The organism is Kitasatospora sp. NPDC051705, assembly GCF_044453265.1.
Classification (GTDB): domain Bacteria; phylum Actinomycetota; class Actinomycetes; order Streptomycetales; family Streptomycetaceae; genus Kitasatospora.
The window spans coordinates 144,855-170,895 of the sequence record NZ_JBITCO010000006.1 but is presented as its reverse complement, the minus strand read 5'-3'; the positions used below and the strand labels follow the sequence as shown (position 1 = coordinate 170,895).

At 73.3% G+C, this 26,041-nt stretch carries 18 protein-coding genes and 1 pseudogene; 13 read left to right on the top strand and 6 right to left on the bottom strand.

Annotation, left to right across the window (positions count from 1 at the left end; translation table 11 throughout):
* From ACIA8Q_RS10490 to ACIA8Q_RS10475, 4 genes and pseudogenes are all read right to left on the bottom strand, one after another.
* The gene (locus ACIA8Q_RS10490) at positions 1–891 is read right to left on the bottom strand and encodes a metal-dependent hydrolase (protein WP_360205801.1); all 891 of its coding nucleotides are present in this window, start codon (positions 889–891) and stop codon (positions 1–3) included.
* 168 nt (positions 892–1,059) lie between these two features.
* Positions 1,060–2,091, bottom strand: a complete 1,032-nt coding sequence (locus ACIA8Q_RS10485; protein WP_360205804.1) for a Yip1 family protein — start codon at positions 2,089–2,091, stop codon at positions 1,060–1,062.
* 225 nt (positions 2,092–2,316) lie between these two features.
* A pseudogene (locus ACIA8Q_RS10480) lies at positions 2,317–3,390 on the bottom strand (sugar phosphate nucleotidyltransferase); the annotation flags it as partial.
* Between the two features lie 308 nt (positions 3,391–3,698).
* A complete protein-coding gene (locus ACIA8Q_RS10475) occupies positions 3,699–5,921 on the bottom strand; it encodes a heterodisulfide reductase-related iron-sulfur binding cluster (RefSeq protein WP_360205806.1) in 2,223 nt (740 codons plus the stop codon).
* A gap of 301 nt (positions 5,922–6,222) precedes the next feature.
* Between ACIA8Q_RS10475 and dnaK the strand changes: the two genes are divergently transcribed.
* From dnaK to ACIA8Q_RS10445, 6 genes are all read left to right on the top strand, one after another.
* A complete protein-coding gene (gene dnaK, locus ACIA8Q_RS10470; protein WP_360205809.1) occupies positions 6,223–8,067 on the top strand; it encodes a molecular chaperone DnaK in 1,845 nt (614 codons plus the stop codon).
* Positions 8,064–8,690 (top strand): nucleotide exchange factor GrpE, encoded by a 627-nt coding sequence (gene grpE / locus ACIA8Q_RS10465; protein ID WP_360205812.1) that lies wholly within the window; start codon positions 8,064–8,066, stop codon positions 8,688–8,690. The genes dnaK and grpE overlap by 4 nt, the downstream gene beginning before the upstream one ends.
* A 230-nt stretch (positions 8,691–8,920) precedes the next feature.
* The gene (gene dnaJ, locus ACIA8Q_RS10460) at positions 8,921–10,075 is read left to right on the top strand and encodes a molecular chaperone DnaJ (RefSeq protein WP_360205815.1); all 1,155 of its coding nucleotides are present in this window, start codon (positions 8,921–8,923) and stop codon (positions 10,073–10,075) included.
* A 7-nt stretch (positions 10,076–10,082) separates the two neighbouring features.
* Positions 10,083–10,598 carry a heat shock protein transcriptional repressor HspR gene (locus ACIA8Q_RS10455; RefSeq protein WP_360205818.1) on the top strand — a complete coding sequence of 172 codons (516 nt, stop codon included), beginning with the start codon at positions 10,083–10,085 and terminating at the stop codon, positions 10,596–10,598.
* A gap of 204 nt (positions 10,599–10,802) precedes the next feature.
* Positions 10,803–11,831 carry a helix-turn-helix domain-containing protein gene (locus ACIA8Q_RS10450; RefSeq protein ID WP_360205821.1) on the top strand — a complete coding sequence of 343 codons (1,029 nt, stop codon included), beginning with the start codon at positions 10,803–10,805 and terminating at the stop codon, positions 11,829–11,831.
* Between the two features lie 586 nt (positions 11,832–12,417).
* A complete protein-coding gene (locus ACIA8Q_RS10445; protein ID WP_360205824.1) occupies positions 12,418–13,035 on the top strand; it encodes a hypothetical protein in 618 nt (205 codons plus the stop codon).
* A 105-nt stretch (positions 13,036–13,140) separates the two neighbouring features.
* Here ACIA8Q_RS10445 and ACIA8Q_RS10440 read toward each other — a convergent pair whose 3' ends face one another.
* Positions 13,141–14,130 (bottom strand): LuxR C-terminal-related transcriptional regulator, encoded by a 990-nt coding sequence (locus tag ACIA8Q_RS10440; RefSeq protein WP_360205827.1) that lies wholly within the window; start codon positions 14,128–14,130, stop codon positions 13,141–13,143.
* A 657-nt stretch (positions 14,131–14,787) separates the two neighbouring features.
* On the bottom strand, positions 14,788–15,933 hold the full coding sequence (locus tag ACIA8Q_RS10435; protein WP_360205830.1) for a TDT family transporter: 1,146 nt from the start codon (positions 15,931–15,933) through the stop codon (positions 14,788–14,790).
* Positions 15,934–16,003: 70 nt separating this feature from the next.
* Between ACIA8Q_RS10435 and ACIA8Q_RS10430 the strand changes: the two genes are divergently transcribed.
* The 7 genes from ACIA8Q_RS10430 to ACIA8Q_RS10400 all read left to right on the top strand — a co-directional run bounded on the left by ACIA8Q_RS10430 (position 16,004) and on the right by ACIA8Q_RS10400 (position 26,005).
* Positions 16,004–17,044 carry a LysR family transcriptional regulator gene (locus tag ACIA8Q_RS10430; protein ID WP_396316987.1) on the top strand — a complete coding sequence of 347 codons (1,041 nt, stop codon included), beginning with the start codon at positions 16,004–16,006 and terminating at the stop codon, positions 17,042–17,044.
* Positions 17,045–17,116: 72 nt separating this feature from the next.
* Positions 17,117–19,738 carry an ATP-dependent chaperone ClpB gene (gene clpB, locus ACIA8Q_RS10425; RefSeq protein ID WP_360205836.1) on the top strand — a complete coding sequence of 874 codons (2,622 nt, stop codon included), beginning with the start codon at positions 17,117–17,119 and terminating at the stop codon, positions 19,736–19,738.
* Between the two features lie 297 nt (positions 19,739–20,035).
* On the top strand, positions 20,036–20,596 hold the full coding sequence (locus ACIA8Q_RS10420) for a YbjN domain-containing protein (RefSeq protein WP_396316986.1): 561 nt from the start codon (positions 20,036–20,038) through the stop codon (positions 20,594–20,596).
* A gap of 123 nt (positions 20,597–20,719) precedes the next feature.
* On the top strand, positions 20,720–21,880 hold the full coding sequence (locus tag ACIA8Q_RS10415; RefSeq protein WP_360205841.1) for a pyridoxal phosphate-dependent aminotransferase: 1,161 nt from the start codon (positions 20,720–20,722) through the stop codon (positions 21,878–21,880).
* Between the two features lie 590 nt (positions 21,881–22,470).
* Positions 22,471–23,001, top strand: coding sequence for a DUF2617 family protein (locus tag ACIA8Q_RS10410; RefSeq protein ID WP_387900577.1), 531 nt, complete (start codon positions 22,471–22,473; stop codon positions 22,999–23,001).
* A 139-nt stretch (positions 23,002–23,140) separates the two neighbouring features.
* Positions 23,141–24,784 (top strand): polyamine aminopropyltransferase, encoded by a 1,644-nt coding sequence (locus ACIA8Q_RS10405; RefSeq protein WP_387900576.1) that lies wholly within the window; start codon positions 23,141–23,143, stop codon positions 24,782–24,784.
* A 159-nt stretch (positions 24,785–24,943) separates the two neighbouring features.
* Positions 24,944–26,005, top strand: a complete 1,062-nt coding sequence (locus tag ACIA8Q_RS10400; protein WP_360205850.1) for an SRPBCC family protein — start codon at positions 24,944–24,946, stop codon at positions 26,003–26,005.
* Positions 26,006–26,041 lie beyond the last annotated feature (36 nt).

The window sequence follows — 26,041 nt, the reverse complement described above, 5'->3', positions numbered from 1 at the left end:
TCAGGCCCGCTTCGGCCTGGTGACGGCGACCAGCTCGGTGCCGTCCTCGGAGAGCCGCAGCTCGGTGCGGAGCTCGGCCAGCTCGCCGAGGTGGTGCAGGTGGGTGCCGCCGCAGAAGATCTGCGCGCCGCCCTCGGGCAGCTCGCAGTGCCACTGGCGGCGGGCGGTGAGCTCGGGGCCGGGGACCTCGATGCGGACCGGGGCGTCGGCGGCGACCCAGGTGGCGAGCCGGGCGTTGACGGCCTCGGTGAGGGCGGGCAGGGCGTCGGCGAGGGCGGGCAGCTCCTCGGTGGCGTCCGCCGTGAAGCCCTTCTTCTTGAGCGACTTGCCGAGCCGGTAGGTGTCGGTGCTGGCCTCGGTGTCCATCACCGAGGTGGCCATCGCGAGGCTGTCGAAGTCGGGGTGGCCGAGGGCGTCGGAGCGGCCCGGGTCCTTGCGCCAGCGCGGGGCGAGGGCCTCGTTGAGGGCGAGGGCGAGCAGGTGGCAGCCGCTGTGCGAGGCGCTGAGCGCGGCCCGGCGGCCGGCGTCGACGGTGAGCACCGCGGTGCGTCCGACGAGGTCGCCCGGGTCGGTCGCGAGGACGTGCAGGACCAGCCAGGACCACTCCTCGTCGCCGCGCCGGACCGGGATGTCGGCACCGACCAGCGGCGCGCCGCCGTCCGGGCCGACGGCGCCGGTGAGGCAGTCGACGACGGCCAGCTCGGTGCCGTCCACGGCGAGGGTGCCGAGGTCGGCGGGCTGGTCGGGCCAGGTGTGGTCGAGCGGGTGGAACGGGGTGGCCGCGGTGACCACGGCGTACCGGCCGTCGGCCAGCGGGTGCACCGCGAGCACCGGGGACTCGCCGGTCACCGCCCCGGCCGGGAAGCTGACGTGGGTGGTGGGGAGGGTCATTCCTGGCTCCGGTACGTGAACGACGGGGGTGGACGGGCCCGGTACGACCCGGGGCCCGTCCACCATTGTGCCGTCCGGGGCGCGGCGGCATGATCGCGCACCCCGGTCCGGGGCCGGCCCCGGACCGGTGCCGCGGGGCCGGGCGGCCCGGCACCGGGGCGGGCGGGCTCAGCCCAGCGTCGGCAGCTTGATCAGCACCAGCAGCGCGAGCAGCTGCACCGCCGCGGCGGCCGCCGCCTTGCCCCAGGGGAGGTCGTGCACCCGCCGGACCATGCTGCTCAGCAGGAACGCGCAGAGCGCCCAGGTGGCCCATCCGGCGACCTGGACCACCACGCTGCCCGAGGGCAGCACCAGGTCGAGCAGCAGCCGGGGGGCGTCGGTCAGCCAGCCGATCAGGGCGGCCAGACCGACGGTGGACTTCCAGGGGCCGTCGCCGCCGAGCTGGCGGGCCAGCGCGTAGGTGACCGCGCCGAAGACCGCGCCGGCCAGAGTGAAGCCGATCGCGGCGGCGAGGATGCCGGTCAGGGCTACGGTGAAGGTCGAGTTGACGATGTCGTCGTGGGTCAGGCCGATGCCGAGGACCGCGAGGGCGCCGTAGAGCATCGACACCGTCAGGGCGGGCAGCCAGACCTGGTGGTCGCGGGTGCGGTCGAAGGTCGCGCCCGGGGCGCGGAAGACGCCGACGAGCAGCTCGCGCCAGTGCGGGCGGGGGCCGGAGACGTGCGGGGCGGACTGGCCGCCGGCCCGGTAGACGGTGACGTTGTCCTGGTTGTACGGGGGCTGCTGCCCGGCGCCGTGGCCCTCCTGGCCGTAGCCGCCGGGGTGGTAGCCGCCCTGGTCGTAGCCCTGGTCGCCCTGGCCGTAGCCCTGCTGCGGCGGGCCCGGTTGCCCGGGGTACCCGCCCTGGTCGTAGTACCCCTGGTGGGGCTCCTGCGGGTACGGGTCACCGGCCGGGAAGGCCCGGGTGCTGCCGGGCCGGTCGGCGGCGTACGGGTCGTACCCGCCGCCCTGCGGACCGGGCGCGCCGAAGCCCCCCGGTGTTCCGTCGGCTCCCCCGGCCGCCCCCCGGTGCGGGGCCGTGAAGTACTCCGGCCCGTCCGTCCCCCCGTGCCCCCCGGGTGCCCCCGCCGGCGGCGGAGGGGGCGCCCACCCGCCGTGGGGGTCGGCGCCCTGACCGCTGTCGTATCGATTACCAGCCACGGTCCGACGGTACCCGTCCGGCCCGGTCCGCGTACGCCCGGTTCGCAGCCGGGGCCGGTTTGCAGCGAGTCTGAGACGAACGGGTCGGGAATGCCGGCCGCACCCGGGCGCCCGGGCTGCACGCCGCGGGTGCCGGGTCCGGTCCGGGTCCTACCGCTGTGCGGTGACCGACGGGCCGTGCACGGCGGCGGCGGCCGCGGTGCCGGCCGGGCAGCCGCCCGGGCCGGCCGAGGTGCGGACCGCGCCGACCGGCAGCAGGGTGCCGCAGGCGATCCGGATGCCGTTCGGCAGCTCGTTGTCGGACTCGACGATCGCGCCGTCGCCGATCACCGCGCCGTCCAGCGCCGAGCGGGCGCCGACGGTGGCGAAGGCGCCCACGATGGAGTCCTTGACCAGGGTGTCCGGGCCGATCACCGCGCCCGGGAGGATCACGCTGCCCTCGACGATCGCGCCGGGCTCGACCACGGCGTCCTCGGAGACGACGGTGCCGCCGCTGAGCACCGCGCCCGGGTGGACGGTGGCGCCGGGCAGCAGCAGGGCGTCGCCGGTCGGCCCGGGGACGGCCGGGGAGTCGACCTTGCCGAGCACCAGGTCGGCGGAGCCGCGGACGAACGCGGCCGGGGTGCCGAGGTCCAGCCAGTAGGAGGTGTCGACGACGCCGCGCAGCAGCGCGCCGGTGGCCAGCAGCTCCGGGAAGGTCTCGCGTTCCACGGAGACCTCCCGGCCGGCCGGGATGCGGTCGATGACGGACCGGGTGAAGACGTAGCAGCCGGCGTTGATCTGGTCGGTGACGATCTGCTCCGGCGTCTCCGGCTTCTCCAGGAACTCCAGCACCCGCCCGTTCGCGTCGGTCGGCACCAGGCCGAAGGCGCGCGGGTCCTCGACCCGGGTGAGGTGCAGGGTGACGTCGGCCCCGGCGGCCACGTGGCCGTCGCGCAGGGCGGCGATGTCGACGCCGGAGAGGATGTCGCCGTTGAAGACCAGGACGGGCTCGTCGGGGCCGCAGGTCAGCCCGGAGGCGGCGTTGCGGATGGCGCCGCCGGTGCCCAGCGGCTCGCGCTCGGTCAGGTAGACCAGCTCGATGCCGTACGGCGTGCCGTCCTGGAAGTGGTCCTCGAAGACCTCGGCCAGGTAGGAGGTGGCCAGCACGACGCGGGTGACGCCGGCGGCGGCCGCGCGGGCCAGCTGGTGCGCGATGAAGGGGACGCCCGCCACCGGCAGCATGGGCTTGGGGGTGTGGGTGGTCAGCGGACGCAGTCGCGTGCCCTTACCACCGACCAGCATGATCGCCTCGGTCATGGTCTGCGCTGTTCCCCTTGTGCTCTCCGCGGCCCGGCCCGGCGGGCCGATACCTCCGTCGGTGGTCTGGACCCGTCCGGCGGTCCGGAACGGGTCGACCGGCACGGGGCCGGTCTGGCGCCTACTGTATTTCCTTCCAACGGGGACGCAGTCAGGCGGCCGTGCGATTGGCACCACTCCCCTACGAGTCCTGCCCTCCGCGCGCTCCGCCGCGCACCCCCGATCGGCGCCAAAAGCCCGGCCCGGCGGGCGCTCTCGCGACGCCCCCCGGGCCGGGCAGTTGTTGCAGAACTGTCGAACAGGGGACGCTACGCGTCCACCGTCGCGGGCTCCTCGGCCTCGGTCGGCGGGGTGGCCTTCACCGAGTCGAGCAACAGCTGGGCGACGTCGACCACCTTCAGGTGCTCCTTGGCCGCGCCCTCGTTCTTCTTGCCGTTGACCGAGTCGGAGAGCATCACCAGGCAGAACGGGCAGGCGGTGGAGACGATGTCGGGGTTGAGCGACAGCGCCTCGTCCACGCGCTCGGTGTTGATCCGCTTGCCGATGCGCTCCTCCATCCACATCCGGGCGCCGCCGGCGCCGCAGCAGAAGCCGCGCTCCTTGTGGCGGTGCATCTCCTGCTGGCGCAGACCGGGGACCTTGTCCATGATCTCGCGCGGCGGGCTGTAGACCTTGTTGTGGCGGCCCAGGTAGCAGGGGTCGTGGTAGGTGATCAGGCCCTCGACCGGGTTGACCGGGACGAGCTTGCCCTCGTCGATCAGGTGCTGCAGCAGCTGGGTGTGGTGGATGACCTCGAAGTGGCCGCCCAGCTGCGGGTACTCGTTGGCGATGGTGTTGAAGCAGTGCGGGCAGGTGGCGACGATCCGCTTGACCGGGGCGTCCTCCAGGGCCGCGTTCAGCGTCTCGACGTTCTGGGCGCCGAGCATCTGGAAGAGGAACTCGTTGCCCAGGCGGCGGGCGGAGTCACCGGTGCAGGACTCCTCCTTGCCGAGGATGGCGAACTTCACGCCCGCGGTGTGCAGCAGTTCGGCGAAGGCCTTGGTGGTCTTCTTGGCGCGGTCCTCCAGGGCGCCGGCGCAGCCGACCCAGTAGAGGTACTCGACCTCGGCGGGGTCGATGTCCTCGCCGATCACCGGCACCTCGATGCCGGTCTCCTTCTTGAGCTCCTTCACCCAGTCCAGGCGGGCCTTGGTGGCCATGCCCCACGGGTTGCCCTTGTTCTCCAGGTTCTTGAGCATCGTCCCGGCCTCGGTCGGGAACGAGGACTCGATCATCACCTGGTAGCGGCGCATGTCGACGATGTGGTCGATGTGCTCGATGTCCACCGGGCACTGCTCGACGCAGGCGCCGCAGGTGGTGCAGGACCAGAGGACGTCCGGGTCGATGACGCCGTTCTCCTCGGCGGTGCCGATCAGCGGGCGCTCGGCCTCGGCCAGGGCCGCCGCGGGGACGTCGGCGAGCTGCTCGGGGGTGGCCTTCTCCTCGCCCTCCATGTCCTTGCCGCCGCCGGCGAGCAGGTAGGGGGCCTTGCCGAAGGCGTGCTCGCGCAGGCTCATGATCAGCAGCTTGGGCGAGAGCGGCTTGCCGGTGTTCCAGGCGGGGCACTGCGACTGGCAGCGGCCGCACTCGGTGCAGGTCGAGAAGTCGAGGATGCCCTTCCAGGAGAAGTGCTCGACCTGGGAGACGCCGAAGACGGCGTCGTCGGCCGGGTCCTCGAAGTCGATCGGCTGGCCGCCGCTGGTCATCGGGCGCAGGGCGCCGAGCGCGGTGCCGCCGTCCTCCTCGCGCTTGAAGTAGATGTTGAAGAAGGCGAGGAAGCGGTGCCAGGCCACGCCCATCGAGGGGTTGAGGCCGATGGTGGTCGCCCACGCGAAGGAGATGCAGATCTTCAGCATCGCGAAGAGGTAGACCAGGTTGGCCAGCGTGCCGTGGGCGACGCCGTCGAAGGCGGCGGCGATCGGGTACGAGACCAGGTACGCCGGGTCGTAGGAGTCGACGCCGGCCAGGGCGCCCTCCAGGCCGCGCAGCATCAGGATGCAGATGCCGATGCCGAGGATCGTGTACTCGACGTAGAAGGCCTGCCAGGCGATGGAGCCGGCGAAGCGCGACTTGCGGCCGGCCCGGGAGGGCAGGCTGAGCAGCCGGATCACGATCAGGGTGGCGATGCCCAGGGTGGTCAGGGTGCCGACCAGCTCGACGAAGATCTCCCACGGCAGCCAGTGGCCGATGATCGGGAGCGCGAACTCGGCGTCGAAGAGCTGGCCGAAGGCGTTGACCACGGTGAGGACGAGGCTGAAGAAGCCGACCGCCACGAACCAGTGGGCGATGCCGACGATCCCCCAGCGGTTCATCCTGGTGTGGCCGACGAACTCGACGGCGACGGTCTTCGCCCGCTGGGCGGGCTGCCCGAAGCGGGTGGAGTCCGCCTGACCGGTCCGCACCACCTTGAAGATGTACAACGCCGCACGGGCGGCGAGCGCGGTGCCGATCACGAACGTGACCAGCGAGATGACGATCGCTGCTAGCTGCATCGGCTCTCCGTCTCCTGCGGCTTGCTGTTGAGCAGTCTCTGTGGTTCTGAAGTAAGTGTACTCGTCGGTAACTTGCCGGGCCGACGGCCCGGACAATACCGCCCACCCACAGTCCTCCAGAAGGTTCTCAAGCTATGGCGGCAGTCACGTAACCCCACGCCCGCCACATCCGCCCGCCGGCCGCACCGCAGGACAGGGCTCAGCAAAGTTGAGCCACCCGGACTCATACCTGTTGACGCGACCCGTCGGGTCATGCATCCTTGAGCCCGTAAAGCTCAACTCTTCCGTGGAGGTATCTACGATGGCACGCGCGGTCGGCATCGACCTCGGTACGACGAACTCGGTCGTCAGCGTTCTGGAGGGTGGCGAGCCCACCGTCATCACGAACGCCGAGGGCGCGCGGACCACTCCGTCCGTCGTGGCCTTCGCGAAGAACGGCGAGGTCCTGGTCGGCGAGGTGGCCAAGCGCCAGGCGGTCACCAACGTGGACCGCACCATCCGCTCGGTCAAGCGCCACATGGGCACCGGGTGGAAGATCAACCTGGACGGCAAGGACTTCAACCCCCAGCAGATCAGCGCCTTCATCCTGCAGAAGCTGAAGCGGGACGCGGAGGCCTACCTGGGCGAGACCGTCACCGACGCCGTCATCACCGTCCCGGCGTACTTCTCGGACTCCGAGCGCCAGGCCACCAAGGAGGCCGGTGAGATCGCGGGCCTCAACGTCCTGCGCATCGTCAACGAGCCGACCGCGGCCGCCCTGGCCTACGGCCTCGACAAGGACGACCAGACCATCCTGGTCTTCGACCTCGGCGGCGGCACCTTCGACGTCTCCCTGCTGGAGATCGGCGACGGGGTCGTCGAGGTGAAGGCCACCAACGGTGACAACCACCTCGGCGGCGACGACTGGGACCAGAAGGTCGTCGACCACCTGGTCAAGGTCTTCCAGGCCGGCCACGGCGTCGACCTGTCCAAGGACAAGATGGCCCTGCAGCGTCTGCGCGAGGCCGCCGAGAAGGCCAAGATCGAGCTGTCCTCGTCCTCCGAGACCTCGATCAACCTGCCCTACATCACGGCCTCGGCCGAGGGCCCGCTGCACCTGGACGAGAAGCTCACCCGCGCCCAGTTCCAGCAGCTCAGCTCCGACCTGCTGGAGCGCTGCAAGATCCCGTTCCACAACGTGATCAAGGACGCCGGCATCGCGCTCTCCGAGATCGACCACGTGGTCCTGGTCGGCGGCTCGACCCGCATGCCCGCCGTCGCCGAGCTCGTCCGCGAGCTGACCGGCGGCAAGGAGGCCAACAAGGGCGTCAACCCGGACGAGGTCGTCGCCATCGGCGCCTCGCTCCAGGCCGGTGTCCTCAAGGGCGAGGTCAAGGACGTCCTGCTGCTCGACGTCACCCCGCTGTCCCTCGGCATCGAGACCAAGGGCGGCATCATGACCAAGCTGATCGAGCGCAACACCACGATCCCGACCAAGCGCTCCGAGATCTTCACCACGGCCGAGGACAACCAGCCGTCCGTGCAGATCCAGGTCTACCAGGGCGAGCGCGAGATCGCCGCGTACAACAAGAAGCTCGGCATGTTCGAGCTGACCGGCCTCCCGCCGGCGCCGCGCGGCCTGCCGCAGATCGAGGTCACCTTCGACATCGACGCCAACGGCATCATGCACGTCGGTGCCAAGGACCTCGGCACCGGCAAGGAGCAGAAGATGACCGTCACCGGCGGCTCCGCGCTGCCGAAGGACGACATCGAGCGCATGATGCGCGAGGCCGAGCAGTACGCGGAGGAGGACCACAAGCGCCGCGAGTCCGTCGAGACCCGCAACTCCGCCGAGCAGCTCGTCTACTCGACCGAGAAGTTCATCGCCGACAACGCCGACAAGCTCCCGGCCGACGTCAAGACCGAGGTCGAGACCGCCGTCGGCGAGCTCAAGGAGGCCCTGAAGGGCGAGGACATCGCGAAGATCCGCGAGGCCTCCGAGAAGGTGTCCACCACCGCGCAGAAGCTCGGCCAGGCACTGTACGCCAACGCCGACGCCGCCGGTGCGGCCCCGGCCGGCGACTCCGCCCAGGCCAAGGCCGAGGACGACGTCGTCGACGCCGAGATCGTGGACGACGAGAAGCCCAAGGGCGGTGCGTCGGCATGACGGACAAGCCGCAGGGCGGCAAGCCCGGCGACGACTCCGCCGCCGAGGAGGCCGTGATCAAGGCGGCCGAGGAGGCCGCCGCGGGCGGTTCCTCCGACGCCGACGGTGCCGACGACCTGGCCGCCGCGAAGCGCGAGGCCGGCGAGCGCACCGCCGACCTGCAGCGCCTGCAGGCCGAGTACCAGAACTACCGCAAGCGGGTCGAGCGCGACCGGCTGACGGTCCGCGAGATCGCGGTCTCCAACATCCTGGAGTCCCTGATCCCGGTCCTGGACGACATCGGCCGCGCCCGCGAGCACGGCGAGGTCACCGGCGGCTTCAAGTCCGTCGCCGAGTCCCTGGAGACGGTCGTCGCCAAGCTGGGCCTGCAGCAGTTCGGCAAGGAGGGCGAGCCCTTCGACCCGACCATGCACGAGGCCCTGATGCACAGCTACTCCTCGGACGTCACCGAGGACACCTGCGTGCAGATCCTCCAGCCCGGCTACCGGATCGGCGAGCGGATCATCCGCCCCGCCATGGTCGCCGTCGCGGAGCCCCAGCCGGGCACCCAGACGACGGCCGGTCCGGACGGCGACGCCAAGTCCGGTGACGAGGACGCGTCCGACGGTGGCTCGGACAGCTGACAGCTGACAACCTGTGACAGCTGACAACCAGTGCGCTGCGGAGTCGTACGCCGGCCATGACGGCGGCCGGCTCCGCAGCGCGCTGTCGACGGCGGCCGGCGGACGGCCCGTCGACAGCACAGCGACGATGGACATCGGGAGGTGGCGGGAGCCGTGAGCGAGCGCAGCGGGCGGACCGTTCAGAGGTGCGCGTGGCGCGCAGCGGCTGCCGGGCGGAGCGAGGTGGACGCATGAGCGGCAAGGACTACGTGGAGAAGGACTACTACAAGGTCCTCGGCGTGCCCAAGGACGCCACCGCCGCCGAGATCAAGAAGACCTACCGCAAGCTCGCCCGCGAGTTCCACCCGGACGCCAACAAGGGCGACAGCAAGGCCGAGGACCGCTTCAAGGACATCTCCGAGGCCTACGACGTCCTCTCCGACGAGAAGCGCCGCAAGGAGTACGACGAGGCGCGCAGCCTCTTCGCCAACGGCGGCTTCCGGGCCGGCGGCCCCGGCGCGGGCGCCGGCAACTACAGCTTCGACTTCGGCGACCTCTTCAGCGGCAGCCAGAGCGCCAACACCGGCGGGCTCGGCGACGTCTTCGGCGGCCTGTTCAACCGCGGCGGCCGGCAGGCCCAGCCGCGGCGCGGCGCCGACGTCGAGACCGAGGTCACCCTGGCCTTCGAGGAGGCCGTCGACGGCGCGACCGTCCCCCTCCGGATGACCAGCCAGGCCCCCTGCCGCTCCTGCAACGGCACCGGCGCCCGGACCGGCACCACCCCGCGGGTCTGCCCGACCTGCGTCGGCGCCGGCACCGTCAGCCGCGGCCAGGGCGCGTTCGCGCTCTCCGAGCCGTGCAAGGACTGCCGCGGCCGCGGCATGATCGTCGACGACCCGTGCAACGACTGCCACGGCAGCGGACGGGCCAGCTCGGCCCACACCATGCAGGTCCGCATCCCCGCCGGCGTCCAGGACGCCCAGCGGATCCGGCTCAAGGGCAAGGGCGCGCAGGGCGAGCGCGGCGGCCAGCCCGGCGACCTCTACGTCACCGTGCACGTCGACCCGCACGCGGTCTTCGGCCGCAAGGGGGACAACCTCACCGTCACCGTCCCCGTGACCTTCCCCGAGGCCGCCCTCGGCGGCACCATCGAGGTGCCCACCCTCAACGGCCCCGCCGTGAAGCTCAAGCTGCCCCCGGGCAGCGCCAACGGCCTCACCATGCGCGCCCGCGGCAAGGGCGCCACCCGCAAGGACGGCACCCGCGGCGACCTCCTCGTCACCGTCGAGGTCGTGGTGCCGCAGCACGTCACCGGCGACGCGCTGAACGCCCTGGAGCAGTACCGCGAGGCCACCGCCTCCGACGACCCGCGAGCCGCCCTGTTCCGGGCGGCGAAGGGAGCGTGACGACCAGATGTCCCCGATGATCCCCGACAGCCCGATCGGCCCCGGCATCGGCGAGGGCCTCCCCGGCGACAACCGCCGCCCCCGGCGCGCCGCGGCCCCGCCGCAGTACGTGCTCACCGAGGACACCCCGGTGTACGTCATCTCCGTCGCCGCCGAGCTCTCCGGCCTGCACCCGCAGACCCTCCGCCAGTACGACCGCCTCGGCCTGGTCTGCCCCGACCGCACCGCGGGCCGCGGCCGCCGCTACTCGGCCCGCGACATCCAGCAGCTGCGCGAGGTCCAGCGGCTCTCCCAGGACGAGGGCATCAACCTGGCCGGCATCAAGCGGATCATCGAGCTGGAGAACCAGGTCACCGCCCTGCAGTCGCGGATCAGCGAACTGGTCGACTCCCTCGAGGGCGCCGCGACCGCGCTCCAGCAGCGCGAGGCCGCCGTGCACGCCTCCTACCGGCGCGACCTCGTCCCGTACCAGCCCCCCACCCCGCACTCCAGCGCCCTGGTGGTCTGGCGCCCCAAGCGCTGACCGGGCCCGAAACACCGACAGCCGCCGGTTCCCTCCGCCTGGGGGGTGCCGGCGGTTTGGTCGTGGTGAGAGGGTGCCAATCGAAGCGCTACTCCGCAATGGTGGAACAATGCCCACTTCCAGATCCCACTCCGGGATCTAGGATCACCGATGGGGCTCGGGTGCAGCCATAGGGCAGGTTCGGTCGTCGAGAAGGAGCCGTGAATGAACGGGAGGAACGACGCCATTCCGGGGGTCAGTGCGACGGGCACCCTGTCCGCCGGAGCGCATGATCTCTACCTCGCGATTATCCGGACGCGCGGTCGGACGGCCCGCAATGAAATCGCGGAGCACGACTACAGCCACCTCAGCGAGCTGTTGGACATCGGTCTCCTGACTCCCGACCTGGATGATCCGCAGATTCTGGTCGCGGTCGACCCGCAACAGCTCGCCACCGGTCTGAGCGCGGTCTGGCAGCGTCAGGCACTGGCACTGCTGTCGCGCGCGATAGCCGTCCCGAGCGACCTCCAGAGCCTCGCGGACGCGTTTCACCGCCCGGAGTCCTCCGGCGGAACAATTGAGTACGTCCGCGGCAAGGCGCTGATCAGCCAGCGGATCAACCACGCCGTGACCACGGCGAAAGAGGAGATCCTCGCGGCCCAGCCGGGAGGTCCGCGCCCGCCGGACGTCCTGTCCCGGGTGCTCGACGACGACCTGGCCGATCTCAAGCGCGGGATCGCCGTCCGCACGATCTACCACCCGAGCACGCGGTACCACGCGCCCACCCGGGACTACGTCGCGAAGATCACCGAGGCCGGCGGCCGGTTCCGCACCCTCGACGAGCCGTACACCAGGCTGATCATCGTGGACCGGCAGCTGGCCGCCATCCCGGTCGCCGAGGACCTCAACCTGGCCGCCTTCATCCACGACCCCGCCGTCATCCACTTCCTCGTGCACGAGGTGTTCGAACGCAACTGGAACCGCGGTCTCGACTTCACCGGCGGACGCACCGTGCCGCAACAGGTGGTGTCACGGATGCGCCAGACCATCATCGACCTGCTGCTCGAGGGCACCAACCACCGGGTCATCGCCCGCCGGCTCGGCATCAGCGAACGGACCCTCGCCCGCCATCTGGCCGAGATGCGGGAGGACTACAACGTCGAATCGCTGTTCCAACTCGGTTGGGCGCTGGCCCGTTCGTCACAAGAGACCGACGAATCGCCATGCCTCCCCGCCGCTTCCGGCAGCGCATAACGATTCGTCAGCCTCATTCTGTCATGTCCACTGGTGTTCGCCGTCCAAAGCCGTGCCCATTGCCTGATTCGAAGTCGTACTAACATCGACCCCGAACCCCGCGCGATTGACATGGGCAGATCCATCGGCATCATGGCCGGTGGCAAGCAGTCCGAAGCCAAGCACGGTAAGGACGCCCGCAGATATCGCCATCACGGCCGCCTTGGCAGCCCTACGCAGACGAGACACGCGCACACCCCAATCCTCTTCAGTGGCCTGTCAGTCGAATGAACAGGCGACAGACAATCAAACGCTCAGATCGTGCCACATGCCGTATCTGGCTGTCACGGTCGCGCCCAGCCCGAAGAGGGTGTCATCTCTCTGCCATGCAGAGGGATGACACCGTGCATCAGTGGACTGGCACCCCGTGCCCGATGGACGATCAACTGGCGTCCTCACGCCGCAGCACCGGGATCCTCCCTCCCGAACGCCGCGTATGACAGGCATCGAAATAGTGATAAACCCGCACGATTTCCCCCTGTCCCAATCTCCACACCAAGCGTCGGCGGCGAGCAGCCGAGTGCCAACGCCTTCCCCCGGAGTCGACATGACCGAGCCCTACCTGCGTCAGCACGACAGCCAGGCCACCGAAGGCCGGCGTGCACGAGTGTTCCTGGCCGCGCCGCTGATGCGGCTGACCGGGCCCGCGGACAGCGTGGTGACGCTCGCCAGCCGGACGCGGCTGACGACCCTGCGCACCACGCTGCTGCGCAGCGGTGCCGCCGTCTACAGCGCGCACCACAGCGACGCCTGGACCGTCGCCGGCCGGGCCCCCGAGCCCCGGGTGCCGTCCGACTTCCGCGCGCTGCAGTCCGCGGACCTGGTGTTCGCCTACGTCGGCGCGCCGCTGTCGGCCGGAGTGAGCCTGGAACTCGGATGGGCCTCGGCGCTGCGGAAGCCGATCGTCCTCCTCGTCGACGAGGCGATCACCCACAACCCGCTGATCGCCACCATCGAGCAGGTCGCCCCCGTCCTGCCGCTGGTCTTCGACGACACCTGGTCGCAGGAGGCGCTCAACCACACCGTGGAGACCGCCCTGGACTGGGCCGGCATGGCGCTGTCCCTGCGCGAGGGCTTCTGGACCGCCCCCGGCGAGCAGTTCAACGTCCCCCGGCAGCAGCCCCCCGTCACCGGCTACTGGCCCACCGGCGCGGCCACCGGCTGAGCCACACCGGGCCCGGCCGGGCTCGTCCCGACGACCGGTCACCCCCTGGCCCCGGTCGCCCGCCGCGTGAGCCCCCCCGCGCGGCCGCGCCCGGCCGGGGAGGGCTCACCGGTCGTCGCGGGCGCCCCGCATCAGCCAGCCCAGCTGGAAGAGGGTCTGGGCGCCGTGGCGGTCGCGCAGGCGGGAGATGTGGGCGGCGACGGTGCGCTCGCTCAGGCCCAGGCGGGTGGCGACGGCGCGCTGGGTGAGCCCCCGGGCGAGGAGCCGGCCGACGCGGTCCGGGACGCTGCGCGCGGGCCCGCCGCCGGCGGCGAACCCGGCCGGGTCCGCCCGGGCCCAGTCCCGTTCGAAGGCGCCGACCAGGAAGGTGATGGCGGCCGGGTCGGTGATGAAGGCCGCGGTGCTGTGGTCGTCGCTGGCGGAGATCACCGCGACGGTGCGGTCGAAGACGATCAGCCGCTGGAACGGTTCGTCCAGGACCCGGATCCGGGAGCCGTGCCGGGTGACCTCCTCGGCGTAGGCGCGGGCGGGCCGGTCGGCGAGGGCGACGGGCTGGTAGACGGTGCGCAGGGAGCAGCCGCGCTGCAGGAGCTGGACGTCCTGGCGCAGGGCGATCTGCAGGGTCTCGGCGGGCCGGTGGCCGGGCTGGGCGGTGAGCACCTCGGACCGGCAGTCGGAGACCAGTTGGGAGATCCGCTGCCGGATGTGGACGTGGCCCTCGACGTGGACGGCGCCGCCGGCCGGGCCGGAGGGGCGGGGCATCGCGTCGTAGGCGCGGGTCAGGCCGTCGAGGGAGCCCGGGAGGCTCTCGGCGCGCACCAGCAGCCGGGTGGCCTCGCTGCGGAGTTCGGCGCCGAGGCGGTCGCTGACGGAACGCGGGCTGACGGCGGTGTAGCAGTGGTCCATCGGGTTGGCCAGCAGCAGGCCGATGGCGATGAGCTGTCGGAGCGGCTCCCGGTCGGCCTCCCGGATCCCGGAGTAGGGGATCCGGCCGCCCTCGGCGAGGACCGCCAGGTACAGCTGCCGGGCGGCCTCGTCGGGCTCCTCGCCCGCGGGCTGTCCGTGGTGCGGCGCGACCGCCGGTTCCGCCGTCACGTCGCACACTCCCTGCCGGACGCTTCTCCCTGGTGGCCGCCCCCCGCTGCGGGCGGCGCGGTTCTCGCCGCCGGTGCGCCGGGCGTGATCACGGTACCGGGCGCCGCCGCGGCGGGATCACCGGGCCGGCGGTCACGGAGCCGGTCGGACGGCGGGCCCCGGGCCGGGTGCCGTCGCACTCCGTGGCGCCCGGGGGCCGCCGTCGGCACGCCAGTGCCTGGACGCCTCCGTCGAGGCGGAGCAGCAACGCCTCGACGGATCCGGTCCGGGGTGCCATCACCACACATGGCCCCGGCCGGTGCTCTTCCCCCGTTCCACGGGTGCGGGACGTTGCACCCGGGGCAGTTCCGAAGAGCCGGTCGCCACCGACGGGCTGCGGTGCCCGGACGACCTGGCGTGGCTCCACCCTCACAGTGTGACGGCCGGTGGACAAGTGCCGCCCGAGTGCAGGTTCGCGCAATTGCAGCTACCTGCACGGCTGCCGAGGCCCGGCGGGCCCGGGCGGTGGGTCGGGTTCCGGTGGAGGGCGAGGCCGGCGGGGGTGCGCGGCGGCCGCCCGCCGGTAGGCCCGGCCGGCCCCTGCGGGGCGGTCCGGTCTGCGGGTTCCTGCAGCGCCGGCGGGTGCACGACCGGCCCGGCGGGCGCGCAGGTTGGCGGTCAGCGCGCCAGCAGCCGTCCGCGGGCGAGCCCGGCGGCCGTACCGGCGGCGGCCAGCACCCAGGCGCCGGCCAGCAGCACGAAGAGGCCGGTGGCCAGGGCGGTGAAGCCGCCGAACCCGGTGTGCCGGGCGAGGGCGGAGGCGCCGGTGACGCAGGTGCCGACCGGGAAGGTGAAGGCCCACCAGGTCATCGCGAAGGGCATGCCGGCCCGGCGGGCGCGCAGGTTGGCGGTCAGCGCGACGAGCAGCCAGAGCATCGCGACGCCGATCACCGCGACGCCGTACAGCTCGGCGAAGGGGAGCATGGCGGGGGCCAGCGAGGGCAGCACCGGGCGTGCGGCGTCGGCGAGTTGGTGGACGGCGGTGACGGACTGGCCGAGCGGGCCGAGCACCAGGAACAGCGAGGGGGTGAGCGCCAGGGCCGGCAGCTTGCTGTGGAACAGCCCGGTGAACACCACCGGCAGCAGCACCAGGGTGGCCAGCAGACCGACCCCGAACAGGGCCCAGCAGGCGTACAGCATGGTCTGCTGGGGGCCGCCGGCCGGCAGGTGCGGGACGAGCGCCGGGCCGGTGGCGGAGGCGACCAGCGGGGCGACCACCGGCAGCAGCCAGGTCGGATTGGCCTCCAGCGCGGAGACCGGGTGCCGGGTGATCATCAGGTACGGGATGCCGGCGGCGACGGCCAGCGCGTACAGGGTGCCGGCGCCCCACAGCACGGCGTCGAGGGCGACCGCCGGGCCGGTGCCGATCACCCGGGAACCGAGCAGCAGGGTGCCGAGGCCGACCGAGAGCAGGGCCATCGGCGGGCAGCCGTAGAAGACGGCGGTGGCGGGGGTGTCCAGCAGCTGGGTGCGGGCGGCCTCGCGGTGCCGGGTCAGGTGGACCAGCCGGGCCGCGAGCAGCACCAGCAGGACGGCGAGTCCGAGCGCCCACATCACCTCACCGAACCCGACCAGTCCGGGCAGCCGGACGGGGAGGACGGCCGCGCCGTTGCCCAGGATCGCGGTGCCCATCACCACGGCGTACCAGTTCGGGCCGAGCTGGGCGAGGTCGAACCGGGGGAGCCGGCCGGCACCGGCCGGGCGGCCGGGGCGGGAGAGCCGTGGGGAGCGGGGGAACGGGCGGACATCGGCCAGGGTGGACATGGTTCCACCGTGCCCGCCGGGCCCGGCCGCCGGTAGCGCCGCGGATCCTATGAGGGCATAGCCTGAACCTATGGCCCTCTCCCCCCGCGTCCCCGAACTCGGCGCCCTGGAACTGCTGCTCGCGGTGGACCGGCTGGGCAGCGTCGGACAGGCGGCCGCCGAGCTGGGCGTCAGCCAGCCGACCGCGAGCGCCCGGATCAAGGGCATGGAGCGGCAGATCGGCGTCCCGCTGCTGGAACGCTCGCCGCGCGGCAGCCGGCCCACCGGGGCGGGCCGGCTGGTCGTCGAGTGGGCCCGGCACGTGGTGGAGGCGGCGAAGGCGCTGGACGCCGGGATCGACGCCCTGCGCGAGCGCCGGGACGCCAAGCTCACGGTGGTGGCCAGTCTGACCGTCGCCGAGTACCTGATGCCGGGCTGGCTGCTGGCGCTCTCCGAGGCCAGCCCCGGGACGGCGGTGACGCTGCGGACGGCGAACTCGGCCGAGGTCGCCGGGCACGTCCTGGCCGGGGACGCCGACCTGGGCTTCGTGGAGGGCCCGTCCCCGCCGCCCGGGCTGGCCGGCGCGGTGGTGGCGGCCGACCGGCTGGTGGTCGTGGTGGCGCCCGGGCACCCGTGGGCGCGCCGCCGCACGCCGCTGACCGGAGCCGAGCTGGCGGCCACTCCGCTGGTGCTGCGCGAGCCCGGCTCGGGCACCCGGGAGGTGCTGGAGATGGCGCTGGCGCCGTTCGGGGGCGCGACCCGGCCCCGGCTGGAGCTGGCCTCGTCCACCGCGCTGAAGGCGGCGGCGATGACCGGCGCCGGGCCGGTCTGCCTGAGCGAGCTGGCCGTGACGGAGGAGCTGGCGAGCCGGCGGCTGGTGGAGGTGCCGCTGGAGGACGGGCTGGACCTGCGGCGGCCGCTGCGCGCGGTGTGGCCCGCCGGACAGCGTCCGGGCGGGCCGGCCCGGGAGCTGCTGGTGCTGACCCGCCGGGCGGCGCCGGCGGCCCGGGGGCCGGCGGGCGCCGGGCGGGGGGCCGCCGGGCGGGGGGCCGCTGGCGGGCGGGCGGCGGGGAGCCGGACTGCGCGGGCCCCGGGTGCCGGGACCCGAACCACCCGGACCCCGGAAAGTTGAGCGGAATAGACTCAACTTAGTGCATGCTGTAGTCAGCAGACCTGAAGGACGACACGGGAGGACCCCCCAGCAGTGGACGCCAGCAAGTTCACCACCAAGACGCAGGACGCCCTGTCCGCCGCGATCCGGCAGGCGGGCGCGGCCGGGAACCCGGACGTCAAGCCGGTGCACATCCTGACCGCCCTGCTGGAGCAGCCCGAGGGCATCGCACGGCCGCTGCTGGAGGCGGTCGGCGCGGACGCCGCCCGGATCGACGCCGAGGCGCGCCGCCAGCTGGCCGCGCTGCCCAGCGCGATGGGCTCGACCGTCGCCGCGCCGCAGCTCGCCCGGGACACCCTGGCGGTGCTCACCGAGGCCGGAGCGCGCGCCGACGACCTGGACGACCAGTACGTCTCCACCGAGCACCTGATGGTCGGCCTGGCCGCCGAGGGCGGGCCGGTCGCCGAGCTGCTGGTGCAGCAGGGCGCGACGCCGAAGGCGCTGCTCGCCGCGTTCAAGGACGTGCGCGGCAGCGGCCGGGTCACCTCGCCGGACCCGGAGGGCACCTACAAGGCGCTGGAGAAGTACGGCACCGACCTCACCCAGGCCGCGCGGGACGGCAAGCTCGACCCGGTGATCGGCCGGGACCAGGAGATCCGCCGGGTCGTCCAGGTGCTCTCCCGCCGGACGAAGAACAACCCGGTGCTGATCGGCGAGCCCGGCGTCGGCAAGACCGCGGTGGTCGAGGGCCTGGCCCAGCGCATCGTCGCCGGGGACGTGCCGGAGTCGCTGCGCGGCAAGCGGCTGGTCGCACTGGACCTCAGCGCGATGGTCGCCGGCGCCAAGTACCGCGGCGAGTTCGAGGAGCGGCTGAAGGCCGTCCTGAACGACATCAAGCAGAGCGACGGCCAGGTCGTCACCTTCATCGACGAGCTGCACACCATGGTCGGCGCGGGCGCGGGCGGCGACTCCGCGATGGACGCCGGCAACATGCTCAAGCCGATGCTGGCCCGCGGCGAGCTGCGGATGGTCGGCGCCACGACGCTGGACGAGTACCGCGAACGGATCGAGAAGGACCCGGCCCTGGAGCGCCGCTTCCAGCAGGTGCTGGTCGGCGAGCCCAGCGTCGAGGACTCGATCGCCATCCTGCGCGGACTCAAGGGCCGCTACGAGGCGCACCACAAGGTGCAGATCGCGGACGCGGCGCTGGTCGCCGCGGCCACCCTGTCCAACCGCTACATCACCTCCCGCTTCCTGCCGGACAAGGCGATCGACCTGGTCGACGAGGCGGCCTCCCGGCTGCGGATGGAGATCGACTCCTCCCCGGTCGAGATCGACGAACTCCAGCGCTCCGTGGACCGGTTGCGCATGGAGGAGCTGGCCCTGGAGAAGGAGTCGGACCCGGCCTCGATCGACCGGCTGGCCCGGCTGCGGCGCGACCTCGCCGACCGCAACGAGCAGTTGAGCGCCCTGACGGCGCGCTGGGAGCAGGAGAAGCGCAGCCTCAACCGGGTCGGCGAGCTCAAGGAGCGGCTGGACGACCTGCACGGCGCGCTCGAACGGGCTCAGCGCGACGGCGACTTCGAGCGCGCGTCGAAGCTGATGTACGCGGAGATCCCGGCCGCCGAGCGGGAGCTCGCCGAGGCCCAGGAGCGGGCCGCCACCGCGGACACGGAGTCCGGGTCCGCCTCCGCCCCGATGGTGAAGGAGGAGGTCGGCCCGGACGACGTGGCCGACGTGGTGTCCTCCTGGACGGGCATCCCGGCCGGCCGCCTGCTCGAGGGTGAGAGCGCCAAACTCCTGCGCATGGAGGAGGAGTTGGGCAGGCGCCTGATCGGCCAGGCGGAGGCCGTGCAGGCCGTCTCGGACGCGGTGCGCCGCACCCGCTCCGGCATCGCCGACCCGGACCGCCCGACCGGATCGTTCCTCTTCCTCGGCCCGACGGGCGTCGGCAAGACCGAACTCGCCAAGGCCCTGGCCGACTTCCTCTTCGACGACGAGCGGGCGATGGTCCGGATCGACATGAGCGAGTACGGCGAGAAGCACTCGGTCTCCCGTCTGGTCGGCGCCCCGCCCGGCTACGTCGGCTACGAGGAGGGCGGCCAGCTCACCGAGGCGGTGCGCCGCCGCCCGTACAGCGTGGTGCTGCTGGACGAGGTGGAGAAGGCCCACCCCGAGGTCTTCGACGTCCTGCTGCAGGTGCTGGACGACGGCCGGCTCACCGACGGCCAGGGCCGGACGGTGGACTTCCGCAACGCCATCCTGATCCTCACCTCGAATCTCGGGTCGCAGTTCCTGGTGGACCCGGCCATCCCGGAGGAGCGCAAGAAGGCGCTGGTGCTGGAGTCCGTCCGGGCGGCGTTCAAGCCCGAGTTCCTCAACCGGCTGGACGACATCGTGGTCTTCGACCCGCTGGGCACCGCCGAGCTCAGCCGGATCGTCGACATCCAGGTGGCCCGGCTGGGCGAGCGGCTGCGCGAGCGGCGGCTCAGCCTGGTGGTCTCCGAGGCGGCGCGCGACTGGCTGGCCCTGACCGGGTACGACCCGGCGTACGGCGCCCGCCCGCTGCGCCGTCTGGTCCAGTCGGCGATCGGCGACCAGCTGGCCCGGGCGATCCTCTCCGGCCGGGTGCACGACGGGGACACCGTCCTCGTCGAGCGGGACGAGGAGGGCGACCGCCTCACCGTCCGCAGCCGCGGACCGCTGGAGAAGTAGCGCAGCGTGCCCGGGCCGCCCCGCCGTCGGGCGGGCGGCCCGGGCGCACCGCCCGCGCCGCCGCGAGTTCCCCTCTCCGGGGCCGCCGGACGGCCGCTGCGCTCCGCGTCCGCACCCCCGTACGGCCGGACACCCACCGTCACCACCGCCTGCTCAGCCCCCCGTCGGAAGGCCTCCGTCGAAGATCGACGCGTGTCCGGGTGCCCCTGTGAGGAGGGCCCCGAATGAGGCAGGATGGAGGTGGAAAGGGCGGCCTCTCATTGCCGGCCACCACGTGCACTGAGGAAGAGGACCCCCATGAGCATCGACCCGTCGTCCATCCCGTCCTTCGGCGTACCGCAGGGCGGCCAGCCCGGTGGCCAGGGCGGACCGGCCGGTCCCCCGCCGATCGTCGTCCCGGACCAGGGGCTGGTGGCCCAGCTGCTGGACCAGATGCAGCTCAAGCACGTCGTGGACGAGGAGGGCGACCTCACCGCCCCCTGGGAGGGCTTCCGCGTCTACTACATGTTCCGCGGCGAGCAGAAGGAGCTCTTCGCGGTGCGCGCCTTCTACGACCGCGCGTACCCGCTGGAGAAGAAGCACGAGATCCTCGACCTGATCGACGAGTGGAACCGCGAGACCCTCTGGCCGAAGGTCTACACCCACACCCACGAGGACGGCGTCGTCCGTCTGATCGGTGAGGCCCAGATGATCGTCGGCACCGGCGTCAACCTGGACTACTTCGTCACCACCACCGCCAACTGGACCCAGGCGTCCGTCGGCTTCGAGCAGTGGATCGTCGAGCGCCTCGGCCTGCAGAACGAGATCGAGGGCGAGGACGGCGAGGGCGAGGCCCCCCAGGGCACCGACGAGGCCTGACCTCACCCCGCCCGGAGAGCAGCGGCCCGACCACCTGGGACCAGGTGGCCGGGCCGTCCTTGTCCCCGGCCCCCGGCCGACCCCAGGATGGGGCCCGACGACGACGCGCGTGAGGAGCCATCGATGGGTGACAGGCCGCTGCTGAACCGCAGGCTGGACGGCATGGGCACGACGATCTTCGCCGAGATGTCGGCCCTGGCCACGGCCACCGGCTCGATCAACCTCGGCCAGGGCTTCCCCGACACCGACGGGCCCGAGGAGGTCCGCGAGGCGGCCGTCCGGGCGCTGCGCGACGGCCGCGGCAACCAGTACCCGCCGGGCCCCGGCGTCCCCGAGCTGCGCGAGGCGATCGCCGGGCACCAGCAGCGCTTCCACGGCCTGTGCTACGACCCGGACACCGAGGTGCTGGTCACCGCCGGCGCCACCGAGGCCATCGCCGCCACCCTGCTCGCCCTGCTCGAACCCGGGGACGAGGTCATCGCCTTCGAGCCCTTCTACGACTCGTACGCCGCCTGCATCGCGATGGCCGGCGCCGTGCGCGTCCCGCTCACCCTGCGGGCCCCCGACTTCCGGCCCGACCTGGACGAGCTGCGCGGCCTGATCACCCCGCGCACCCGGCTGCTGCTGGTGAACACCCCGCACAACCCCACCGGCACCGTGCTGACCGCCGAGGAGACGGCCGCGATCGCCGCCCTCGCCGTCGAGCACGACCTGCTGGTCGTCACCGACGAGGTCTACGAGCACCTGGTCTTCGGCGCCACCCACCACCCGGTCGCCGCGCTGCCCGGCATGCGCGAGCGCACCGTCGCCATCTCCTCGGCCGGCAAGACCTTCTCGTTCACCGGCTGGAAGGTCGGCTGGGTCACCGCCGCACCGGCCCTGGTCGCGGCCGTGCGCACCGCCAAGCAGTACCTGACCTACGTCAGCGCCGGGCCCTTCCAGTACGCCGTCGCCGAGGCGCTGCAGCTTCCCGACGCGTACTTCGAGGGCTTCCGGGCCGACCTGCTGCGCAAGCGCGACCTGCTGGTCGGCGGGCTCACCTCGGCGGGCTTCCGGGCGTTCAACCCCCAGGGCACGTACTTCGTCACCACCGACATCACCCCGCTCGGGGTGAAGGACGGCGTCGAGTTCTGCCGGGCCCTGCCGGAGCGCTGCGGCGTGGTCGCGATCCCGAACGCCGTCTTCTACGACGACGCCGAGGCCGGCCGCAGCCTGGTCCGGTTCACCTTCTGCAAGCAGGACGCGGTGCTGGAGGAGGCGGTCGCCCGCCTGCAGCGGCTCTGACACCGTGGCTCTGACACCGTGGCGCTGACATCCCGGTTCTGACGCCCCGGCTCCGGCACCCCGGTTCCGACGCCCCGACCGCCGGGTCAGCCGACGCCGGGGGAACAATGATGGCCCCGCGACGCGACTGAGCAACCGTCAACTCCCCGGCTCCGGAAGCCCGGTCGGGATCCGGACGATGCTCGTGAGGCACACCGGGAGGCCTCTCCGGCACACCCCGCCGCCGCCCCGCACGCCCCGCACCCCCGGCGCGTGCGGGGCGGCGGCGCGTGAGGCGCACGAACGGCGCACGACCAGCGCGCACGGCGCGTGACCCGGTGAGAGGGGCGCGCGCGGTGCAGAGTCGCACACCGGGTCGATCAGAGCCGGGAAGCAGGTGTGCCCGAAACGGTGAATGCTTGACAAAGTTGGGTAAATCACCGACGGACCCGGCGTATTCATGCTTCTCTGCTGCTGAATCTCCAGCCGGAATCCTTCCTTCCACGGTCGGCCGCGCCCAGGGCCGCACAGCCACGAACAGCCTCGCCATCGCCTAGGCCTACTCGATGCTGCTCGGCGGGCGCGCACGGAGCTGAAACGCGGAGCCGAGCATGCTCACCACACTGCAGACCTCCTACACGGACACCCGCGCCGGTGACCTGGCCTGGTGCCTGGGCGGCGAACCGCTGCCCGCTCTCGCGGTCCGCGACCTGAGACTCACCGGGGGCGGGCACCCCGGGACGTCCGGCACCCTCCAGCTGCGGCTGCTGGGCGCGTCGCACCAGGTGGTGATCGCGGCGGGCCCGGGCGAGTGCCTGGAGACCGTCGCCTGCCTGCCGGGCCGCCGGACGCCGCTGCCGGCCCGGGTCGCCAAGCAGGTCGGCGGCTGGGAGTACGAGTTCGCGGCCCGGATCGAGGCGCTGCCCCCGCACGACTTCGCGGCCCGCGCCCAGGAGCTGCTGGCGCTGGTCGAGGGGCACCCGCGGGGCCTGGCCGGGATCTTCCCCGGCGACCCGAGCGCCTTCACCGCCCTGGTCACCCAGGGCGGCACGGACCGGCTGCTCTGGCGCACCTGGCACGCCTACCCGCAGGAGGGGCAGCTGGTCTGCACCCGCTCCTCGCTGGTGGTGTCCGGGGCATGACCGCCGACCGGCCGCCCCGGGGCGCCAGCGGGACCGCGACCGATGAATCGCACGCAGGAACGATTCGTCAATCCGAGCTCTCGCACTGTCCGTCGAATGGGCGCAGCCGTCCGTCCCGAACGTCCCCTAGCGTTTGTTCGTGATCAACCATCCGGCCGGTCCGCCCGCCCACCCGCGAGTGGACCTCGACGACGACGGCGACCCGCCCCGGACCGGGCGCAGCCTCGCCCCGCTGCCCGCCCGCCGTCGGTGCCGGCTGCGCTCCCGCCCCCGGCTCGCCCGCCTGGCCGTCCTGCTGGCCGCGTTCGTCTGCGCGGCCTGCGGACTCGTCTACGAGCTCGAACTCGTCGCACTCGGCGACTCCCTGCTCGGGGACGCCGTCACCCAGACCTCCGTCGTGCTGTCCGTCATGGTCTTCGCGATGGGGCTCGGCTCGCTCCTCGCCAAGCGCCTCACCCGCCGGCCCGCCACCGCCTTCGCCCTCGTCGAATGCGCACTCGCGCTCACCGGCGGGCTCTCCGTCCTCGCCCTCTACTCCTGCTGGGCCTGGATCGGCCGCTGCCAGGCCGCCGTGGTCGGCCTCACCTGCCTCATCGGCATCCTGATCGGCGCCGAGATCCCCCTGCTGATGACCCTCGTCCAACGGATCCGGCGCGAGGACGCCGGGCGCACCGCCGCCGACCTCTTCGCCGCCGACTACGTGGGGGCCCTCATCGGGGGCCTCGCCTTCCCGTTCCTGATCCTCCCCGGCCTCGGCCCCGGCACCGGCGCCCTCGTCACCGGCGCCGTCAACGCCGTCGCCGGCGCCGCCGTGGTGCTCTGGCTCTTCCGCGAGGAACCCACCCCCCGGACACGGCGCCTGCTCTGGGGCGGCTGCGCCCTCGTCCTCGCCCTCCTCGCCGCGGCCGCCGCCGGCACCGACGCCGTCGAACGCGCCGCCCGGCACGCCCTCTACGGGGACCAGATCCGCTACGCCGGCCGGAGCCGGACCCAGGAGATCGTGCTCACCGGCCCCGCCGAGGGCCCCCTCCGGCTGTACCTCGACGGGCGCCTCGCCGTCTGCGGGCCGGACGAGTACCGCGGCAGCGAGGCCCTCGTGCACCCCGCCATGGGCGCCGGGCCGGACGCCCGCGTCCTGCTCCTCGGCGGCGGCGACGGCCTCGCCCTGCGGGAGGTGCTGCGGCACCGCGGCGTGCGCGCCGTCCGGCTGGTCGACACGGACCCGGCCCTCCCCCGGCTCGCCCGCACCGACCCCGGACTCGCCGCCCTCACCGGCCACTCGCTGGACGACCCCCGGGTGCGCGCCACCGCCGCCGACCCGCTGGTCTGGCTGCGCGGCGACGCGGCCGCCCAGGACGGACCGTACGACGTGGTCCTCGCCGACCTGCCCGCCCCCTCCGACGGCGGACCGGTCACGTTCCACTCCCAGGAGTTCTACGGTCTCGCCACCCGGCTGCTCTCCCCCGGCGGCCGCCTCGCCGTCCGGGCCGGCGGAGACCGGGACGGGCTCTGGCGGACCGAGTCCGGCCTGCGGGCGGCCGGGCTGCAGACCGTCCCGTACGGCCTCCCGGGCAGCGCCACCGCCGGCTGCCGGCCCGACCCGCCGGACGCCGCCCAGCTCTTCCTGCTGGCGGCCGCCGCACAGCCCCCGCTGGCGCTCGCCCCGGACGCCCCGCCGCCCCGGGCACTCACCGCCGACGCCCTCCGCACCTCCGCCACCGGCCTCACCCCGCTCCGCCCGGCCCGCCCCCCGGCCGCCCTCACCCTGCTCGGGCCGCACTGAGCCGGCGGCCGGGGGTGTGCCACCGTCCGGTTGCCCGGCGGCCGGGGCGGGGCCGGAACCCGGGCCGGGTCCCGGGGCCGGGGTGGGCGGTGGGGCCCGGGGGAACTCGGGCCGTGCTGGGTGGGGACCGGGCGGGGTTCGGTCGGTAGGCTCCGTGGCATGGAGCATGAGGTTGTCGTCCCGATGCCCGCCGAGCTGGTGCGGCAGGCCCTGCAGGATCCGGCTCTGCTGGCCCGTAGCGTGCCGGGGCTCAGCACCGAACCGGCCGCGGTCGGCAGCGGTCCGGCCGAGGAGATCGGTGGCCGGCTGAAGCTGCGGATCGGCGGCTCCACCATCACCTACAAGGGCGTGCTCTCCCTGATCGAGGGCCGCGAGGGCGTGCTGACCGTGTTCGCCGAGGGCCAGGAGGCCCGCGGCAGCGGCGAGGCGACCGCCACCGTCCGGGTGAGCGTCGCGGACGGCCCCGAGGACGGCACCGCCGTGGTCCGCTTCACCGGCGACCTCAGCGCCACCGGCCGGCTCACCGAGTTCGACTCGGAGGCCCTCGACGCCGCCGGCCGCCGGCTGCTGGAGCGCTTCGCCACCGCGCTGGTGTCCCCGGACGCCGCACCGGAGACGGAGACCGACGGCGACGAGCCCGACACCGAGGACGCCGCGGGCGCCGGGACCGGCCCGGCCGGCCCGGCCGACGCGGACGACGCGGACGACGACGGGGACGACCGGCCCGCGGACGACGAGGGCGCGGACGACGAGGGCACCGGGGCCAGCGTGGTGTTCATCGAGGAGCACCAGGACCAGCCCGGGGACGACCTCGACGACGACCTCTCCGACCTGATCGCCTTCTCCGACGCCGACGCCGAGCGCTTCGGCCTGCCCACCGGCGGCGCCGACGAGGACGCGCACGAGGACGGCGTGGCCGAGGAGCTCCCCGCCGAGCCGCTCTTCGAGTACGACGACGAGCCGGCCGGCGGACCGGTCCGCCGCAGCATCGTCGGCCGGTCGGCCGAGGAGGTCGACCACGCCCCGCCGCGCGGCCGGTACGCCCCGGCGCTGCCGGCCCGCAGCGCCCGGGCCCGGGCGGCGTCCCGCTGGGGCGGCGAGGCGGGCGGGATCGTGGTCCCGGGCACCGGTGGCCGCAGCGCGGTGCCGTGGGTGATCGGCGGCTCGGTGGCCCTGCTGGGCGGCGCCGTGGTGCTGGTCAGGGCGCTGCGCCGCCGCTAGGGTCCGGGCGCCGGGCGGGCGGCCAGGGCCTAGACT

Coding starts and splice junctions, on each gene's coding strand:
- ACIA8Q_RS10435 (WP_360205830.1), bottom strand. CDS start 15,933: ATGTCCACCCTGGCCGATGTCCGCCCGTTCCCCCGCTCCCCACGGCTC.
- ACIA8Q_RS10490 (WP_360205801.1), bottom strand. CDS start 891: ATGACCCTCCCCACCACCCACGTCAGCTTCCCGGCCGGGGCGGTGACC.
- ACIA8Q_RS10455 (WP_360205818.1), top strand. CDS start 10,083: ATGTCCCCGATGATCCCCGACAGCCCGATCGGCCCCGGCATCGGCGAG.
- ACIA8Q_RS10450 (WP_360205821.1), top strand. CDS start 10,803: ATGAACGGGAGGAACGACGCCATTCCGGGGGTCAGTGCGACGGGCACC.
- ACIA8Q_RS10415 (WP_360205841.1), top strand. CDS start 20,720: ATGGGTGACAGGCCGCTGCTGAACCGCAGGCTGGACGGCATGGGCACG.
- ACIA8Q_RS10430 (WP_396316987.1), top strand. CDS start 16,004: ATGGCCCTCTCCCCCCGCGTCCCCGAACTCGGCGCCCTGGAACTGCTG.
- ACIA8Q_RS10410 (WP_387900577.1), top strand. CDS start 22,471: ATGCTCACCACACTGCAGACCTCCTACACGGACACCCGCGCCGGTGAC.
- ACIA8Q_RS10445 (WP_360205824.1), top strand. CDS start 12,418: ATGACCGAGCCCTACCTGCGTCAGCACGACAGCCAGGCCACCGAAGGC.
- ACIA8Q_RS10420 (WP_396316986.1), top strand. CDS start 20,036: ATGAGCATCGACCCGTCGTCCATCCCGTCCTTCGGCGTACCGCAGGGC.
- dnaK (WP_360205809.1), top strand. CDS start 6,223: ATGGCACGCGCGGTCGGCATCGACCTCGGTACGACGAACTCGGTCGTC.
- dnaJ (WP_360205815.1), top strand. CDS start 8,921: ATGAGCGGCAAGGACTACGTGGAGAAGGACTACTACAAGGTCCTCGGC.
- ACIA8Q_RS10475 (WP_360205806.1), bottom strand. CDS start 5,921: ATGCAGCTAGCAGCGATCGTCATCTCGCTGGTCACGTTCGTGATCGGC.
- ACIA8Q_RS10400 (WP_360205850.1), top strand. CDS start 24,944: ATGGAGCATGAGGTTGTCGTCCCGATGCCCGCCGAGCTGGTGCGGCAG.
- grpE (WP_360205812.1), top strand. CDS start 8,064: ATGACGGACAAGCCGCAGGGCGGCAAGCCCGGCGACGACTCCGCCGCC.